We start from the raw sequence: 16093 nt of genomic DNA on the forward strand, positions 1-16093 counted from the left end.
ATTCTAGAGCCGTGGCGAGCAGCCGCTCAGCTCGCCCGACGCTCCTGCGCGAGGACCTCGATCCCGGCGAACAGGTCGTCTTCCGGCAGCGACGACTCGACCAGCGAACGGACGAGCTCGTAGTCCTCGGTGGGCCAGACCTCGCGCTGCAGGTCTTCCGGCACGAGGAACCAGCGGCTCTGGGGGTCGATCTGCGTGGCGTGCGCGAGGAGGGCCTTGTCGCGGACCGGGAACCAGTCGGCGCACTGCACCCGCGTCGTCACCCGCGCGCCGGGGTCCGGGGTGTCCGACGACCAGTTCGCCAGCCACTCCCCGTACGGCGACTCGAGCCCGCGCTCCAGCAGCGCCGCGTGGAAGGCCTCCATGCGGGCGCGGGAGAACCCGTGGGAGTAGTAGAGCTTCAGCGGCTGCCACGGCTCGCCCGCTTCGGGGTACCGGTCCGGGTCGCTCGCGGCGTCGAACGCCGCGACGGAGATCTCGTGGCAGCGGATGTGGTCCGGGTGCGGGTAGCCGCCCCGCTCGTCGTAGGTGACCAGCACGTGCGGGCGCAGCTCGCGGATCACCGCGACCAGCGTGCCGACCTGCTCGTCGAGGTCGCCGAGCGCGAAGCAGCCCTCGGGCAGCGGCGGCAGCGGGTCGCCCTCCGGCAACCCGGAGTCGACGTAGCCGAGCCAGCGGTGCGACACGCCGAGGATCTCGGCGGCGCGGGCCATCTCGGCCCGGCGGATGGCCGGCATGTCGTCGAGGACGCCCGGCCTGTTCATCGCGGGGTTGAGGATGCTGCCGCGCTCGCCGCCCGTACAGGTGACGACCACGACCTCACGCCCCTCGTCGACGTAGCGGGCACAGGTGGCGGCACCCTTGCTGGACTCGTCGTCCGGGTGGGCGTGCACGGTCATCATGCGCAGCGGTCCCTCGTCGAGGGAGCCGCCCGCGGCGGTGCGCTCGGCACCGACGCGATCGGGGCGCAGGAGTTCGGAGGTCGACATCGGGTGCCGCGGTCCTTCCAAGTTTCAGCGGTGCGGAAGGCCGACTCCGGCCTTCTGATGTTCGCCGGGGATCGTCGCAGAGACCCCCGACAGTTCGGTCCATCCCTGTGCAACAGCGCGACCCTCGCGAGCCTTCCCCGCTCCCCCGATACCTCGTCGATCATCGCTGACCTGCGGAGATGGGTGCGATGGAACTCTTCGCCGACCCGGACCGTTCGTCGAAAGAGCACGACGTGGAGATTGCAGCGTGTTACGGTGAGGCACACACGGCCCGCAGGCGGGTCGTGTTTTTCCTTACTCGGGCCCCGAGGCCGGTTGGCGATCTCGGGCAACGACACGTACCGCCGCGTCGGGCTGCCGTCCCGACGGACCCGCACGGGCCCGCGGGTTGCACGACCGGACCGCTGGAGGAGTGATGACCGTGGACACGCAGGTGACCTGGCTGACCCAGGAGGCCTACGACCGGCTCAAGCACGAGCTCGACGAGCTGATCGCGAACCGCCCCGTCATCGCCGCGGAGATCAACGCCCGACGCGAGGAAGGCGACCTCAAGGAGAACGGTGGCTACCATGCCGCCCGTGAGGAGCAGGGCCAGCAGGAGGCCCGGATCCGCCAGCTGCAGGAGCTGCTGCGCACCGCCCAGGTCGGCGTCGCCCCCACCTCCTCGGACACCGCCGCCCCCGGGATGGTGCTCACCATCCACTACGACGACGACCCCGGCGACGTCGAGAAGCTCCTCCTCGGTTCCCGTGAAGAGGGCGCCCACGGCGACCTGCAGGTCATCTCCCCGCACTCGCCGCTCGGAGCAGCCCTGCTGGGCGCGCGGATCGGCGAGACCCGCGAGTACCGGTTGCCGGACGGCGGCAGCATGAAGGTCACCCTGGTGACCGCGGAGCCGTTCACCGGCTGACATACGTGGCGGGGCCGTGGCGCTGCCGACTCCGGTCGGCGCGCCGCGGCCCTGATCCGTTCAAAGGCCCGGGTCGGTCCGGGTGACGTCGAGGCCGTGGCCCGCGGCGCGCAGCGCCTCGGTCAGGTCGGCGATGTGCTGAGGTCCGCGCGTCTCCAGGCTCACCGCGACGTCGACCTCGCCCAGGTGCAGCGCGCCCGAGATCCGTGAGTGCGCCACGTCCAGCACGTTCGCACCCTGGGCGCCGATCAGCGCCAGCAGCGCCGCGAGCGCGCCCGGGCGGTCCGCGATCCGGATGCGCAGCTCGACGTAGCGGGCGGCGACGGCCATGCCGTGCCGGATCACGTGCCCCAGCACCAGCGGGTCGACGTTGCCGCCGGAGAGCACGGCGACCACGGGCGTCGGGAACCGCCGGGGATGCTCCAGCAGCGCCGCCACCGCGGCCGCGCCCGCCGGCTCGACCAGCAACTTCGCCCGTTCGAGGCAGTACAGCAGCGCCCGCGACAGCGCGTCGTCGTCGACGGTGACGATCTCGTCGACGAGCGCGGCCACCTGGGGGAACGTCACGTCACCGGGCCGCCCGACCGCGATCCCGTCGGCGAGGGTGCGCATCGCCTGCAGCGGGACGGGCGCGTGCGCGGCCAGCGACGGAGGCCACGCCGCCGCGCCCGCCGCCTGCACACCGACCACCCGCACCCCGTCCGGCACGGCCGCGGCGACACCACCGAGCAGGCCGCCCCCACCGGCCGGGACCAGCACCGTCGCCACGTCCGGGCACTGCTCGACGATCTCGAGCCCGACCGTGCCCTGGCCGGCGATCACGTCGACGTGGTCGAACGGGTGCACGAGCACCGCGCCGGTGCGCTCGGCGAACGCCCGCGCCTCGACGAGGCTCTCGTCGATGGTGGTGCCGACCAGATGCACGGCTGCGCCGTAGCCACGCGTCGCCCCGACCTTGGGCAGCGCCGCCCGCTCCGGCATGAACACCGTCGCTGTGACCCCGAGCATGTGCGCGGCGAGCGCCACGCCTTGTGCGTGGTTGCCGGCGCTGGCGGCGACGACCCCCCGGGCACGTTCGGCGGGGTCGAGCCGGGAGATCCGCGTGTACGCACCACGGATCTTGAACGACCCCGTGCGCTGCAGGTTCTCGCACTTCAGGTACACCGGACCGGCACACAGCTCGCTCAGCGCCCGCGCGTTCGCCATTGGGGTACCTCCCACGACGCCGGCCAGCAGCTCGCGGGCTGCACGGACGTCGGCGAGGCCGACCGGGGGTGCCGGGGAGGGCCGGACCGGGTGCGCGACGGTCATCTGCGCAGTCTGCCACCGGGGCCGGTAACCTCAGCGGTGGACGGCGTCCGAGGCCCGCGCATGCGCGCCGGGCGCCGCAGGGGGACCGGATGACACGTGTGCGGGACATCGCCCCGCTGGTGGCGGCAGCCGCGCTGGCCGTCGGGGCCGTCGTCGCCGCCCGGACGGCGGGGTGCGACGACCCCGGCCACTACGAGGTGCGCTCGTGGGGCTACGAGCTGGTCGGCGGCTGCATCGCGCCCGGCGACATCATCGTCCCGAACCCCGCACCTGCACCGAAGCCGGTCGACACGAACCCGTTCGCCCGCGACTGATCTCTTCTCGGGCAGGCTGTTCCGGTGGAGATCCTGCTGCTCATCGTCGGCCTGATGCTGGCGGCCGTCGTGCTGGTCGGTGTGGGCGACCGGCTCCGGCTGCCGTGGCCGGCGCTGATGGTGGTGCTCGGGATCGTGGTGGCCTTCGTCCCCGGCCTGCCCGACTCATTCGACCTCGATCCCGACCTGATCCTTCCGCTGTTCCTGCCGCCCCTGCTGTTCGCGACGGCCCAGCGCACGTCGTGGGCGCTCTTCCGCGCACGGTGGCGCACGATCGCCTTCCTCGCCGTCGCGCTGGTCGCGCTGACGGTCGGGGCCGTCGCCGGCACCGCGGCGGCGCTCGTCCCCGGTCTGGGACTCACCGGCGCGGTGGCGCTCGGCGCCATGGTCGCGCCGCCGGACCCGGTCGCGGTGGAGGCGGTCGCCGGCCCGGTGCAGATGCCCCGCCGCCTGCTGTCGGTGCTGCAGAGCGAGGGGCTGTTCAACGACGCGACCGCCCTGGTGATCTTCCAGGCCGCGGTGCTGGCCACCGTGCAGGACACCGAGCTGCGCGTTCCGCTCCTGCTCCTGCAGTTCGTCGTCGGGGCGCTGGGCGCCGTCGTCCTCGGGCTCGTGGTGGCGTGGATCGCGCGCCAGGTGACCGCGCGGGTCACCGACGCCACGGGGCGCAGCGCGCTCACCCTCGTGCTGCCGTTCGCGGTCTACCTCGCCGCCGAGGAAGTGCACGCCTCCGGGGTGGTCGCAGTGGTGGTCGTCGCCCTGCAGATGCGCGCGACCAGCGACGCCGACGAGGCCGAGGAGCGGCTCGTGCAGCGCTCGTTCTGGGACGTCGTCGAGATGCTGGTCACCGGGGTCGCGTTCGGGCTGATCGGGCTGGACCTGCGGCTGGCGGTCGAGGCCGCGGAGACGGGCCTCGCCGAGATGCTCCTCCACGCCGCCGTGGTCGTCGCCGTGGTGTTCGCGGTGCGGGCGCTGTGGATGGTGGGTGCGTGGTCGATGCTGCGCCGGAGCCCCGACGTGTCGGCGGCTCCGCGGACGAAGCGCGAGGCGGTGGTCCTCACGTGGTGCGGGATGCGCGGGCTCGCGACCCTCGCGCTCGCGCTGTCGCTGCCGGAGGCGACGGCGAGCGGCGCAGCCTTCCCGGCGCGGGCGGAGATGGTGGTCATCGCCTGCACGGTGCTGGTGGCGACGCTCCTCCTGCCGGGGTTCACGCTGCCGGCGCTGGTCCGGGCGTTGGGCGTGGCCGAGGACGCCGGCGCGGAGCACGCCGCCGAGGAGGTGGTGGCGCGGCGGGCGCGGAAGGCGGCCCTCGAACGCATGGCCGTGGAGGAACACGCCGCGGACCTGCCCGAAGAGGTGTCGACGGCGCTGCACGAGCGGATGGGCGGGTTGTCGCGGCTGTTGCGCGGCGAACCGCCGACCGCGGAGGACCGCGACCGGCTCGAGGCGCTCCGCCGGGGCCGGGACGTCGTGCAGCGCATCCAGAACGAGGCGCTGGCGGCGGCACGGACCGAGGTGCTGGCGGCGCGCCGCGAGCCGGGCATCGACCCGGAGGCCGCGGACCGCGTGCTGATGCGGCTGGACCTGCGGACCGTGCTGCTCGACTGAGGAACCTCAGACGGTGGCGCGGTCCAGTGCGGTGCGCAGGTCCTCGATGAGGTCCTCGACGTCTTCGATGCCCACCGACAGCCGCACCAGCGAGTCGGGCACCTCGAGCGCGGAGCCCGCCACCGACATGTGCGTCATCTGCCCCGGGTGCTCGATCAGCGACTCGACGCCGCCGAGCGACTCGGCGAGGGTGAACACCTCCGTCGCCGCGCACATGCGCAGTGCCGCCTCCCGGCCACCGGCCAGGATGATCGACACCATCCCCCCGAACCGCCGCATCTGCTTGGCCGCGACCTCGTGGCCAGGGTCGTCGGGCAGGCCCGGGTAGAGCACGCGCGCCACGGCCGGGTGCCGGACGAGCATCTCGGCGACGCGCTCGGCGTTGTCGCAGTGCCGGTCCATGCGCACCGCGAGCGTCTTCGCCCCGCGCAGGGTGAGCCAGTTGTCGAACGGCCCGGGCACCGAGCCCACGGCGTTCTGGGTGAACGTCAGCTGCTCGACGAGCTCGTCGTCGCTCGTGACGAGTGCACCACCGACGGCGTCGGAGTGTCCGCCGATGTACTTGGTGGTGGAGTGCAGGACGACGTCCGCGCCGAGCGCGAGCGGCTGCTGCAGGTAGGGCGAGGCGAAGGTGTTGTCGACGACGAGCCGGGCCCCGGCTTGGCGCGTGACGTCGGCGACCGCCGCGATGTCCGCGATGCCCAGCAGCGGGTTCGTCGGCGTCTCGCACCAGACGACGCGGGTGGTCGGCCGCAGCGCCGCACGCAGGGCGTCGATGTCGGCGAGGTCGACCGGCGTGTACTCGACGCCCCAGGGCGCGAGGACCTTGTCGACCAGCCGGAACGTGCCGCCGTACGCGTCGTGCGGGATCACCAGGTGATCGCCGGGGCGCACCAGCACCCGCAGCAGGACGTCGCTCGCACCCATCCCGGAGCCGAACGCGCGGGCTTGCCGGCCACCCTCCAGGGCGGCGAGACACTCCTGCAGGGCGGTGCGGGTGGGGTTCGCGCTGCGGGCGTACTCGTAGTCGCCCGCCCGCGTGACGCCCACGCCGTCCTGGGCGAAGGTGGACGACAGGTGCAGAGGGGTGATCACGGCACCGGTGGTGGGATCGGGCTCCTGCCCTGCATGGATCGCGTTCGTCGAGAAGCCGCGCACGATCTCCACGGTACGCGGCGGGCGCGGCCCGCCCCGCTCCGGCGCCCTCGGGCGGGGCTCCGGGGAATGCAGCATGGTGGCTTTGCTGCACTCGGACCGCAGCAAAGCCACCATGCTGCGAACCTCAGGTGCCGAGAAAGGCCAGGACGTCCGAGCGGGTCACGACACCCGCGGGCTTCCCGTCCACCAGCACCAGCGCCGCGTCCGCCGCCGCGAAGGCGGACATCGCGGTGTCGAGCGGCTCGTTCGCGCCGATCGTCGGCAGTGCCGGGGACATGTGCCGCTCCAGCCGGTCCGTGAGGTGTGCGCGGCCAGTGAACAGCGCGTCGAGCAGGTCGCGTTCCACCACCGAACCGGCCACCTCGGCGGCCATCACCGGCGGCTCGGCGCGCACCACCGGCATCTGCGACACGGCGAACTCGCGCAGGTAGTGCACGGCGTCGGCGACCGTCTCGTTCGGGTGGGCGTGCACCAGCGCCGGGATCGCGCCGTCCTTACGGCGCAGCACGTCGCCGACCGTCGCCCCCTGGGCGGGCGGCAGGAACCCGTACCCGGCCATCCACGCGTCGTTGAAGACCTTGCCGAGGTAGCCGCGGCCGCCGTCGGGCAGCAGCACGACGACCACGGCGTCGCGGGCCTCGTCGGGCGACAGCTCGGCCGCGACCTGCAGCGCCGCCACCGTCGCCATCCCGCACGATCCGCCGACCAGGAGGGCCTCCTCCCGGGCGAGCCGCCGGGTCATGGCGAACGAGTCGGCGTCGGAGACCGCGACGATCCGGTCGCAGACCTCCTTGTCGTAGGTGGTCGGCCAGAAGTCCTCCCCCACGCCCTCGACGAGGTAGGGCCGGCCGGTGCCGCCGGAGTACACCGAGCCCTCCGGGTCCGCCCCGATCACCTGCACCCGCCCCTCGGACACCTCCTTGAGGTAGCGCCCGGTGCCGCTGATCGTGCCGCCAGTGCCGATTCCCGCGACGAAGTGCGTGATCCGGCCGTCGGTCTGCTCCCAGAGCTCGGGGCCGGTGCCGAGGTAGTGCGACTGCGGGTTCTCGGGGTTCGCGTACTGGTTGGGCTTCCAGGCGCCCTCGATCTCCTCGACCAGCCGGTCCGACGTGCGGTAGTAGGAGTCGGGGTGGTCCGGGTCCACCGCGGTGGGACAGACCACGACCTCGGCGCCGTACGCCTTGAGCACGTTGCGCTTGTCCTCGCCGACCTTGTCCGGGCAGACGAACACGCAGTGGTACCCCTTGCGCTGAGCCACGATCGCCAGCCCGACACCGGTGTTGCCCGAGGTGGGTTCGACGATGGTGCCGCCGGGGCGCAGCTCTCCCGACGCCTCCGCGGCCTCCACCATGCGCAGCGCGATGCGGTCCTTGACGCTGCCGCCGGGGTTGAAGTACTCGATCTTGGCCAGCACCGGAGCCGCGATCCCGGAGGCGACCGGCCCGAGCCGCACCAGCGGGGTGTTGCCGACGAGGTCGGCCACATGCTCGACGTAGCGCATAGGGCCATGGTCCCACTCCGGCCGTGGCCGGCCGGACATGCCCGCGTCTTCGACCTGCGGATCGGCTCATACCGCGTCGATACCGACGCCGATGGGTAACTTGGAAATATGGATACCCGCCGCCACACCTCCCGACCCGGTCTGGCCAAGCGGGTGGCGTGCGGTGTGGGCGGTGGATTGCTGCTCGTTCTCGGAGTCGTGCTGCTCGTACTGCCCGGCCCGGGCCTCCTGCTGGTGCTCGCCGGCCTGCTCGTGCTGGCCAACGGCTTCCCGGCTGCGCAGAAGTTCGTCGACCCGGTGGAGCGGCGCGCGATGAAGGCAGCCGAGGAGAGCGTGGCGTCGCCGCTGCGGATGGTCTTCTCGATCGGCACCGGTGTGGTGCTGATCGCCGCCGGCGTGGTCTGGTGGGTGGTGCCCGGCCTTCCCCTCGGCGGGTGGCCCACGGGATGCAGCCTCATCCTCTCCGGGCTGATCCTGCTCGGCCTGCTCGTGGTCAGCTACCGGCGGGTGCGGTCACAGCGGGAAGCCGGCTCGGAGCCGACCACCAGTACACCGAGCTCGGCCTGACGGGCGGCGCGCGCCGCCCGGCGCGCGTCACGTCCGCTCGACCCGGCGCAGCCCCCGGCCGGGGTGCCACGACTCCACCACCAGCGCCGTGCCCTCGGTGTTCAGGGCCGTGACCACCACCTCGTGTACGTCCGCCCGGAACAGCTCCCCCTCCGGCTCGTCCGAGCCGTCGAGAGCCTCCGCGAAGTACGCCCGCCCCGCGATCTTGGCCTCGCCGGGCCAGCCCGAGGAATCGTCGTCCGGTGGATCGCTGGTGGCGCTGTGCAGCGCGAACCGCGGGTCGCGGTGCAGGTCGGCGCCCTTACGCGCGTGCGGCATCGACCCGAACGTCAGCTCGCCGTCGGTGAACTGCGCCTCGATCCCGCTGATCCGCGGCGCACCGTCGGCCCGCAGCGTCGCGATCGTCTTGTGCTTGTGCGCGTCGAAGAGCCTCCGCACCTTCGCCGCGAACTCCGGTTCGGACTTCTCGACCTCGCTCCAGGACACCATGCGCCAGAGCATCGCGCAGACCCCTGACAAAACAGACGGCCCGGCTTTCCGAGGAAAGCCGGGCCGCCGGTTCGTGGGTCAGACGTCGATCAATCCTGGCGCAGGTACGTCAGCAGCCGCAGGATCTCGATGTACAGCCAGACCAGGGTGGTCATCAGGCCGAAGGCGATGTACCAGGCGAACTTCGCCGGCGCGCCGGAGCGCACCGCCTGGTCCGCCATGTCGAAGTCCATCAGCAGGCTGAAGGCCGCGACACCGATCACGACGAGGCTGAAGATGATCGCCAGCGGGCCGCCGTCGCGCAGTCCCATGCCGCCCGGGATGAAGAACCCGGCGACCAGGTTGGCCAGCATCAGGACGACGACGCCGATCAGGGCGCCCATCAGCCACTTCGTGAAGCGCGGGGTGACCTTCACGGCGCCGGTCTTGTAGACCACCAGCATCCCGACGAACACACCGACGGTGCCGATCAGCGCCTGGAAGGCGATGCCCGGGAACTGGAGGTTGACCAGACCGGCGATCCCGCCGAGCGCGATGCCCTCCGCGATGGAGTAGGTCATCACGAGCGCGGGGTTGCTGCTCTGCTTGAAGATGATGATGAGCGACACGACGAAGCCGACGATGAAAGCCGGCAACGCCAGCGCGTACAGGCCGCTCCATGCCGTGAGCCCGCCCGCGACGATCGCCGCGCCCGCGGTGATCGCGGTCTTGGTGACGATGTCGTCGACGGTGATCGGGCGCTGACCGGCATCGGCGCGCCCGAAGTCGACCTCAGCGCGGTCGGCGTAGGCGGCAGTGCCGCCGGCCATGCCGCTGCCGCGGTCGAAGGTGGCGTAGCCGCCCTGCCCGGCGGGCAGGTTGCGGAACGCCGGGTTGCTACTGCTGCGCACCTGGGTCCTCCTCGGAGCGTGTGGGCATCCGTACCGGTCAACGCGGGATCGTCCCGCTTCGTTCCCGCTCGGTAAAGCTGACTTTACTCACGTTGTCGACACGGGTTCCAGCGGCGCCCGCGCGCCGGACAGTACCCCCTGAAGAGCCGCATCCCCCGAAGTTGGGGGCGGTGCCACCCCCCACGAACGGCTCCTGAGCAGGGCGTGGATCGACGAATCTCGACGTCGGAAAGTAAAGCAGCGGTATGGGGGAGACCATGGGGTCGTTGTCCGTGTCACGGCGGGACGTGCTGAAGGTGTCGGCGCTGGGTGCCGCGGCTCTCGCCCTGCCCTTCGAGCGCGTCGCGCGGGCGAAGACCGCGTCCAAGATCGCGGAGAGCAAGATCCCGAGGCCCTACACGTTGCCGTTCAAGGTCCCGCCGGTGATCGACGGGCGCGGTGGCGGCACGATCACCATCGCGCAGAAGATGCAGAACGCCGTGATCCTCCCCGGCGTGCAGACCCCGATCTTCGGCTACAACGGCATCACGCCGGGGCCCACGATCTTGGCCCGCCGGGGCACGCCGCTCAACATCGCCGTGAGCAACGAACTGCCTGCCAAGCACCCGAACTGGGGTTACGAGGCCTGGACGTCGGTCCACCTGCACGGGTCGGCGTCGAAGCCGCAGTTCGACGGCTACGCCAGCGACATCACGCGCGTCGGGCAGACGAAGACCTACCAGTTCCCGAACAACCAGGAGTCGCGCACGCTCTGGTACCACGACCACGGCGTGCACCACACGGCCGAGAACGCCTACATGGGTCTGGCCGCGATGTACCTGATGAGCGACGAGCTCGAGGACCGGCTGCCGATCCCGAAGGGTTCCCACGACCTGCCCATGGTGATCGCGGACAAGATGTTCGCGGCCAACGGCAGCCTCATGTACGACGACGAGGGCCACTCGGGCCTCTACGGCGACGTCATGCTGGTCAACGGTCAGCCCTGGCCGAACCTGAAGGTCGCCAAGCGCAAGTACCGCTTCCGGATCCTCAACGCGTCGCTGTCGCGCGGCCTGCGGCTGCAGCTGAGCAACAGCGCCCCGATGACGGTCATCGCCACCGACGGCGGCCTGATGCCCAAGCCGCAGACCACCGTCCAGCTGCGGGTCGGCATGGCCGAGCGCTACGAGGTCGTCATCGACTTCGCGCAGTACGCGCCGGGCACGAAGATCCAGCTACGCAACCTGGGTGTGCCGAACTCCCGCGACTTCGACAACACCGACAAGGTCATGCAGTTCGAGGTCACCGCCGACGCCTTCGACGCCGCGAACAACGACGTGCCGGCGGAGCTGAACCCGCAGAACGAGATCATGCTGCTCGACGAGACGAAGGTTCCCGGCATCAAGACCGTCAAGCTCGACCTGCACCGCAGCAACAGCACGTGGAAGGTCAACAACACGACCTGGGACGACATCGTCAAGTCGAACTACCAGACGGTGGTGGCCAACCCGCAGCCCGACGAGGTCCAGATCTGGGAGATCACCAACAAGTCGGGCGGCTGGTTCCACCCCACCCACATCCACCTGGTCGACTTCAAGATCCTCTCGCGCAACGGCAAGGCGCCGTTCAACTACGAGCTGGGCCCCAAGGACGTCGCCTATGTCGGAGAGAACGAGACCGTCCGGCTGATCACGAAGTTCGCCCACCAGACCGGCCGCTACATGATCCACTGCCACAACCTGCCGCACGAGGACCACGACATGATGACGCAGTTCCGGGTGGGCACGGACACCGTGGACAACGACCCCATGACCTCGGCTCCGGCAGGTCCGATCGGCGCGGGCGGCGGCGGGGTGACGGTCATCCCGGTGGTGAACACGTCGACGCCGGCGACACCCACCGCGACACCCACCGCCGTGCCGACCACCGCGGCCACCACCGCGACGCCCCGGCCTGCAACGACCACCACGACCCGTCGGCGGAGGTAAGCCGCCTACTGGGCCACGGGGAGCCCCGACGGCGCCGTACGCCTCCCGGTGCGTTCGGCGCCGACACCCGCGGCGATGACGAACGCGATGCCGGCGACCGCCGCGGGCCCGGGGACCTGGTGCAGCGCGACCAGGCCCACCACCAGCGCGACCGCGGGCTCGAGGCTCATCAGCGTCCCGAACGCCGCGGTAGTGAGCCGGCGCAGGGCGAGCAGCTCGAGGCTGAACGGGACGACGGGCAACAGCACCGCGAGGCCGAGACCGACCAGCACCAGCTCCGGGGTGAGCATCCCGAGCACGGACGGGCCGACCACCACGGTGGCGGCCAGCGCGGCGACCGGCATCGAGACGGCGAGGCCGCGCAGGCCGGCGACCTCGTCCCCCACCCGCTGGGTCAGCAGGATGTAGGCCGCCCAGCAGACGGCCGCAGCCAGCGCGAAGGCGACTCCGACGGGATCGGCGCCGCCGTGCCAGGGCTCGGTGAGGAGCACGACCCCGACGGCGGCCAGCGCCGGCCACTGCAGCCGCCGGCGGCCGCCGCGGACCACCGCGACGCCCAGCGGACCCAGGAACTCCAGCGCGCTGGCCGTACCCAGCGGCAGCCGCGCGACCGCCGCCATGAAGAACAGGGTGAGCCCGGCCGTCACGATCCCGAGCGCGACGCAGGCCAGCAGGCCGGTCCGGGTGAAGGCCGACGGACGGGGCCGGACGAGGATCACCAGCAGGACGGCCGCCCAGGCAAGGCGCAGCCACGCCGCGCCCTCCGGCCCGATGCGGTCGAACAGCCCGACCGACGCCGCGAGCCCGAGCTGTACGCAGAGCATGGCGCCGCCGGCCAGCGCCGCTCCGGAGCGCGCGGTCCGGGCCGGCACGGGAGGGGTCGTCGAGGTCACCCGACCATTGGACGCGCCGGCCACCGTTCGCGTCCACGTGGTGATGCTGGACAAATCGTTCGTTGATCCTGAACGATCCGGTGATGGAGACCCGTCGCCTGCAGCTCCTCCTCGAGCTGTCGCGGCTCGGGTCGATGCGCGCGGTCGCGGACGAGATGGAGGTCACCACGTCGACCGTCTCCCAGCAGATCACGGCCCTCGCCGCCGAGGTCGGCACGTCCCTCGTCGAACCGGTCGGCCGGCGGGTGCGGCTGACCCCGGCCGGGCGCCGCCTAGCCGAGCACGCGGTGACGATCCTCGCAGCGGTCGACGCGGCCCGCCTCGATCTCGACCCGGCCGCTCAACCGGCCGGCACCCTGCGCACCGCCGGGTTCGCCACGGCGATCCGCCGCTCGCTGCTGCCCGCCGTCGCCCGCCTCGCGACGACGCACCCGGCGGTGCACCTGCAGATCGCCGAACACGAGCCGCTCGAGGCCCTCGGGCTGCTCGCGCGCGACACGGTCGATCTCGCGCTGGTCTACGACTACACGCTCGCACCGGCGGCGCTCGACCGCACCGTCGAGGCGACCCCGCTGTGGTCGGCGCCCTGGGGCCTCGCGGTTGCGGCGGCCGCTCCCGGCGGCGCCGGCAATGCCGTCGCCGTGTTCGCCGGGCAGCACGATGCCGACTGGATCGTGAACTCGCGCAACACCGCCGACGAGGACGTCGTCCGCATCCTCGCGTCGATGGCCGGGTTCGCGCCGCGCGTCGTCCACCGCGCCGACAGCCTCGACCTCGTGGAGGACCTGATCGTCGCCGGGCTCGGTGTCGGGCTGCTCCCGCTCGACCGGCCGGTCGCCCCCGGGGTGCGGGTGCTGCCCCTGACCGACCCCGACGTCCGTCTGCGCGCGTACGCCGTCGTCCGCTCCGGACGGGTGGTCTGGCCTCCACTGGCGCTGGTCGTCGATCTTCTCGCAGGGCAGGTGAGCCCGTGACTGTGGTATCTGTGGAAGAGGAGGAATCGCCCGCACCGTGGCGACCCACGAGCACTGAGGACCATGGACGACCCCCCGAGTACCGACGACCCACCCCACGACGCTGACCGGACGGGGTGGGTGTCCCCCCGGTGAGTGCCGCTCTCGACATCCTCCTCGGCGCCGTCGTCGTGTTGGCCATCACCGCGCTGACCGGCTGGTTCGTGGCCCAGGAGTTCGGCTACATGGCCGTCGACCGGGCCCGATTGCGTGCCCGGGCCGGCGCCGGTGACGCCGGCGCCCGCCGCGCCCTCGACATCACCGACCGCACCTCGTTCATGCTGTCGGGCGCCCAGCTCGGCATCACCGTCACCGGTCTGGTCGTCGGTTACGTCGCCGAACCCCTGATCGGCGCGGGCCTCGGCGAGCTGCTCGGCGGTGTCGGCATCCCGTCCGGGGCCGGCGTGGCGATCGGCACAGTGGTGGCTCTCCTGTTCGCCACCGTCGTCCAGATGGTCTTCGGCGAGCTGTTCCCGAAGAACCTCGCGATCGCCCGCCCCGAGCCCGTCGCCCGCGCCCTCGCGCTGTCCACCTCGACCTACCTGACGGTGTTCGGGTGGCTGGTGCGGCTGTTCGACGCCTCGTCGAACCTGTTGCTGCGGATCCTGCGGATCGAGCCGGTCCACGACGTCGAGCACTCGGCGACGCCGCGCGACCTCGGCGCGATCATCGACGAGTCCCGGCAGCGCGGCGACCTGCGCCCGGACCTGTCCGCGGTGCTCGACCGGGTGCTGGAGTTCGAAGACCGGCCGGCCCGCGCCGCGATGATCCCGCGCCCGCGGGTGGCGACGGCGGCCGCCGACGCGACCGTCGGCGAGCTGGTCGGGAGCATGGCCGCGGGCCACTCCCGCTACCCGGTGCTGGCCGACGGCGCGGACGACGTCGTCGGCGTGGTCTGCCTGCGCGACGTCCTCGCGCTGCCCGAGCAGCGGTGGGACACGGTGTCGGTGCGCGACATCGCGCGACGGCCCGTCGTCGTCCCCGACTCGCTGCACCTGCCCGCCGTGCTGGAGGCGCTGCGCGCGGCGGACGACGAGCTCGCAGTCGTCGTCGACGAGTACGGCGGGTTCGCCGGCGTGCTCACGGTCGAGGACATCGCCGAGGAGCTGGTCGGCGAGATCACCGACGAGCACGACCCCGAGGGCACCGATCAGCTGCGGCGCAGCGCCGACGCGTGGACGGTGCCGGGTTCGCTGAGCATCCAGGAAGTCGAGCGGCTGGTGGATCTCGACCTGCCCGAGGGCGACTACCAGACCGTCGGCGGCCTGATCATCAACGAGCTGGGCCGGCTGCCCGAGCGCGACGACGTCGTCACCCTGGTCCTGCCGCGTCTGCTCGATGACGACGGTACCGTGGACGAGCTCGTGCTCACGGTCCGCTCCGTCGACCACCGCGTGCCGGGGGCCGTCGAGGTCCGCCGGCGCACCGCCACACCTGCGGAGGTGGCGTCGTGACGGGCCTGTCCCCCGCCGTCGCGATCGCGATCGCGGTCGCCCTCGTCGCACTGAGCGCGTTCTTCGTCGCCGTCGAGTTCGCCCTGGTCGCGGCCCGGCGCTACCGGCTGGAGGAGGCGGCGGAGACCAGCGCCGCCGCCCGTGCCGCGCTGCGCAGCGCCCGCGACATCTCGCTGCTGCTCGCCGGCTCCCAGCTGGGCATCACGCTCTGCACGCTCGGGTTGGGTGCCGTGGCGAAGCCCGCGGTGCACGACCTGCTGCTGCCGGTGTTCACCACCTGGGGCCTGCCCGAGGTCACCGCGGACGTCGTCGCCTTCGTCGTGGCGCTGGTCGTGGTGACGTTCGTGCACCTGGTGATCGGCGAGATGGCCCCGAAGTCGTGGGCGATCGCGCACCCGGAGCGCTCCGCGATCCTGCTTGCACTGCCCATGCGGGCGTTCATGACCGTCACCCGGCCGATCCTCGTCGCGCTGAACGCGCTGGCGAACGTCTGCTTGCGCCGGGTGGGCGTGGAGCCGGTCGACGAGCTGGCCGCGGGCCACAACCCGGACGACCTGCGCGAACTGGTCGCGCACTCGGCCGAGACCGGCACGCTGGACCGCGAGCGGCACGACCGGTTGGTCACGGCCCTGGAGCTGGACACCGCGACGCTCGGCACCCTGGTCCGTCCGCACGCTGCGGTCAGCACGGTGGGCGCTGATGCGGGCGCCGGGGAGATCCGCGAGCTCACGCGGCGGACCGGGCACCTGCGGCTGGTGGTGCGCGACGGCGAGCAGCTCGTCGGCGTGGTGCACGTGCGCGACGCCCTCGCCGCCCCGGCCGACACCCGGGCCCGCAGCCTCATGCATCCCGTGCTGACCCTGTCCGCCGACGAGCCGGCCTACGCCGCGCTCCGCACCATGCGCGAGCGGCGCAGCCACCTGACGCTGGTCCGCGACGGCAGCGAACTGGTCGGCGTGGTCACCATGCAGGACCTGCTCGACCGGCTGCTCCCGGAACCCGCGACGAGCGGCCCGGTCGTCCGATAGG

The 16093-nt window shown here is 72.2% G+C and carries 15 protein-coding genes; 8 read left to right on the plus strand and 7 right to left on the minus strand.

Features of this window, described 5'->3' with window-relative positions:
• Positions 1-26: 26 nt before the first annotated feature.
• Positions 27-899, minus strand: a complete 873-nt coding sequence (gene mca / locus RM445_RS07715; protein ID WP_397469258.1) for a mycothiol conjugate amidase Mca — start codon at positions 897-899, stop codon at positions 27-29.
• Positions 900-1404: 505 nt separating this feature from the next.
• Between mca and greA the strand changes: the two genes are divergently transcribed.
• Positions 1405-1899 carry a transcription elongation factor GreA gene (gene greA, locus RM445_RS07720; RefSeq protein WP_311555447.1) on the plus strand — a complete coding sequence of 165 codons (495 nt, stop codon included), beginning with the start codon at positions 1405-1407 and terminating at the stop codon, positions 1897-1899.
• Between the two features lie 60 nt (positions 1900-1959).
• Here the strand turns inward: greA and ilvA are convergent, their stop codons facing one another.
• Positions 1960-3210 carry a threonine ammonia-lyase gene (ilvA, locus tag RM445_RS07725; protein ID WP_311555448.1) on the minus strand — a complete coding sequence of 417 codons (1251 nt, stop codon included), beginning with the start codon at positions 3208-3210 and terminating at the stop codon, positions 1960-1962.
• Between the two features lie 89 nt (positions 3211-3299).
• On the opposite strand from ilvA, the gene RM445_RS07730 reads away from it, so the two are divergent.
• Both RM445_RS07730 and RM445_RS07735 read left to right on the plus strand, forming a co-directional pair.
• Entirely contained in the window at positions 3300-3524 is a 225-nt protein-coding gene (locus tag RM445_RS07730) for a hypothetical protein (RefSeq protein WP_311555449.1), read from the plus strand.
• 24 nt (positions 3525-3548) lie between these two features.
• On the plus strand, positions 3549-5132 hold the full coding sequence (locus RM445_RS07735) for a Na+/H+ antiporter (RefSeq protein WP_311555450.1): 1584 nt from the start codon (positions 3549-3551) through the stop codon (positions 5130-5132).
• A gap of 6 nt (positions 5133-5138) precedes the next feature.
• Here the strand turns inward: RM445_RS07735 and RM445_RS07740 are convergent, their stop codons facing one another.
• The gene (locus RM445_RS07740) at positions 5139-6290 is read right to left on the minus strand and encodes a cystathionine gamma-synthase (protein WP_397469254.1); all 1152 of its coding nucleotides are present in this window, start codon (positions 6288-6290) and stop codon (positions 5139-5141) included.
• A 124-nt stretch (positions 6291-6414) separates the two neighbouring features.
• Positions 6415-7791 (minus strand): cystathionine beta-synthase, encoded by a 1377-nt coding sequence (locus tag RM445_RS07745; RefSeq protein ID WP_311555451.1) that lies wholly within the window; start codon positions 7789-7791, stop codon positions 6415-6417.
• Positions 7792-7899: 108 nt separating this feature from the next.
• On the opposite strand from RM445_RS07745, the gene RM445_RS07750 reads away from it, so the two are divergent.
• Positions 7900-8358 carry a PGPGW domain-containing protein gene (locus RM445_RS07750; protein ID WP_311555452.1) on the plus strand — a complete coding sequence of 153 codons (459 nt, stop codon included), beginning with the start codon at positions 7900-7902 and terminating at the stop codon, positions 8356-8358.
• A gap of 27 nt (positions 8359-8385) precedes the next feature.
• On the opposite strand, the gene RM445_RS07755 is transcribed toward RM445_RS07750, so the two are convergent.
• On the minus strand, positions 8386-8847 hold the full coding sequence (locus tag RM445_RS07755; RefSeq protein ID WP_311555453.1) for a pyridoxamine 5'-phosphate oxidase family protein: 462 nt from the start codon (positions 8845-8847) through the stop codon (positions 8386-8388).
• Positions 8848-8936: 89 nt separating this feature from the next.
• Entirely contained in the window at positions 8937-9737 is an 801-nt protein-coding gene (locus RM445_RS07760; protein WP_311555454.1) for a Bax inhibitor-1/YccA family protein, read from the minus strand.
• A gap of 272 nt (positions 9738-10009) precedes the next feature.
• Between RM445_RS07760 and RM445_RS07765 the strand changes: the two genes are divergently transcribed.
• Positions 10010-11704, plus strand: coding sequence for a multicopper oxidase family protein (locus RM445_RS07765; protein WP_311555455.1), 1695 nt, complete (start codon positions 10010-10012; stop codon positions 11702-11704).
• A 5-nt stretch (positions 11705-11709) separates the two neighbouring features.
• Here RM445_RS07765 and RM445_RS07770 read toward each other — a convergent pair whose 3' ends face one another.
• The gene (locus tag RM445_RS07770) at positions 11710-12597 is read right to left on the minus strand and encodes an EamA family transporter (protein WP_311555456.1); all 888 of its coding nucleotides are present in this window, start codon (positions 12595-12597) and stop codon (positions 11710-11712) included.
• Between the two features lie 83 nt (positions 12598-12680).
• On the opposite strand from RM445_RS07770, the gene RM445_RS07775 reads away from it, so the two are divergent.
• From RM445_RS07775 to RM445_RS07785, 3 genes are all read left to right on the plus strand, one after another.
• Entirely contained in the window at positions 12681-13571 is an 891-nt protein-coding gene (locus RM445_RS07775) for a LysR family transcriptional regulator (RefSeq protein WP_311555457.1), read from the plus strand.
• A 131-nt stretch (positions 13572-13702) separates the two neighbouring features.
• Positions 13703-15064 (plus strand): hemolysin family protein, encoded by a 1362-nt coding sequence (locus tag RM445_RS07780; protein ID WP_311555458.1) that lies wholly within the window; start codon positions 13703-13705, stop codon positions 15062-15064.
• Positions 15061-16092 (plus strand): CNNM domain-containing protein, encoded by a 1032-nt coding sequence (locus RM445_RS07785; RefSeq protein WP_311555459.1) that lies wholly within the window; start codon positions 15061-15063, stop codon positions 16090-16092. The genes RM445_RS07780 and RM445_RS07785 overlap by 4 nt, the downstream gene beginning before the upstream one ends.
• Position 16093: the final 1 nt, after the last annotated feature.

The sequence above is a fragment of the Pseudonocardia charpentierae genome, from assembly GCF_031845345.1.
Lineage (GTDB): Bacteria > Actinomycetota > Actinomycetes > Mycobacteriales > Pseudonocardiaceae > Pseudonocardia > Pseudonocardia charpentierae.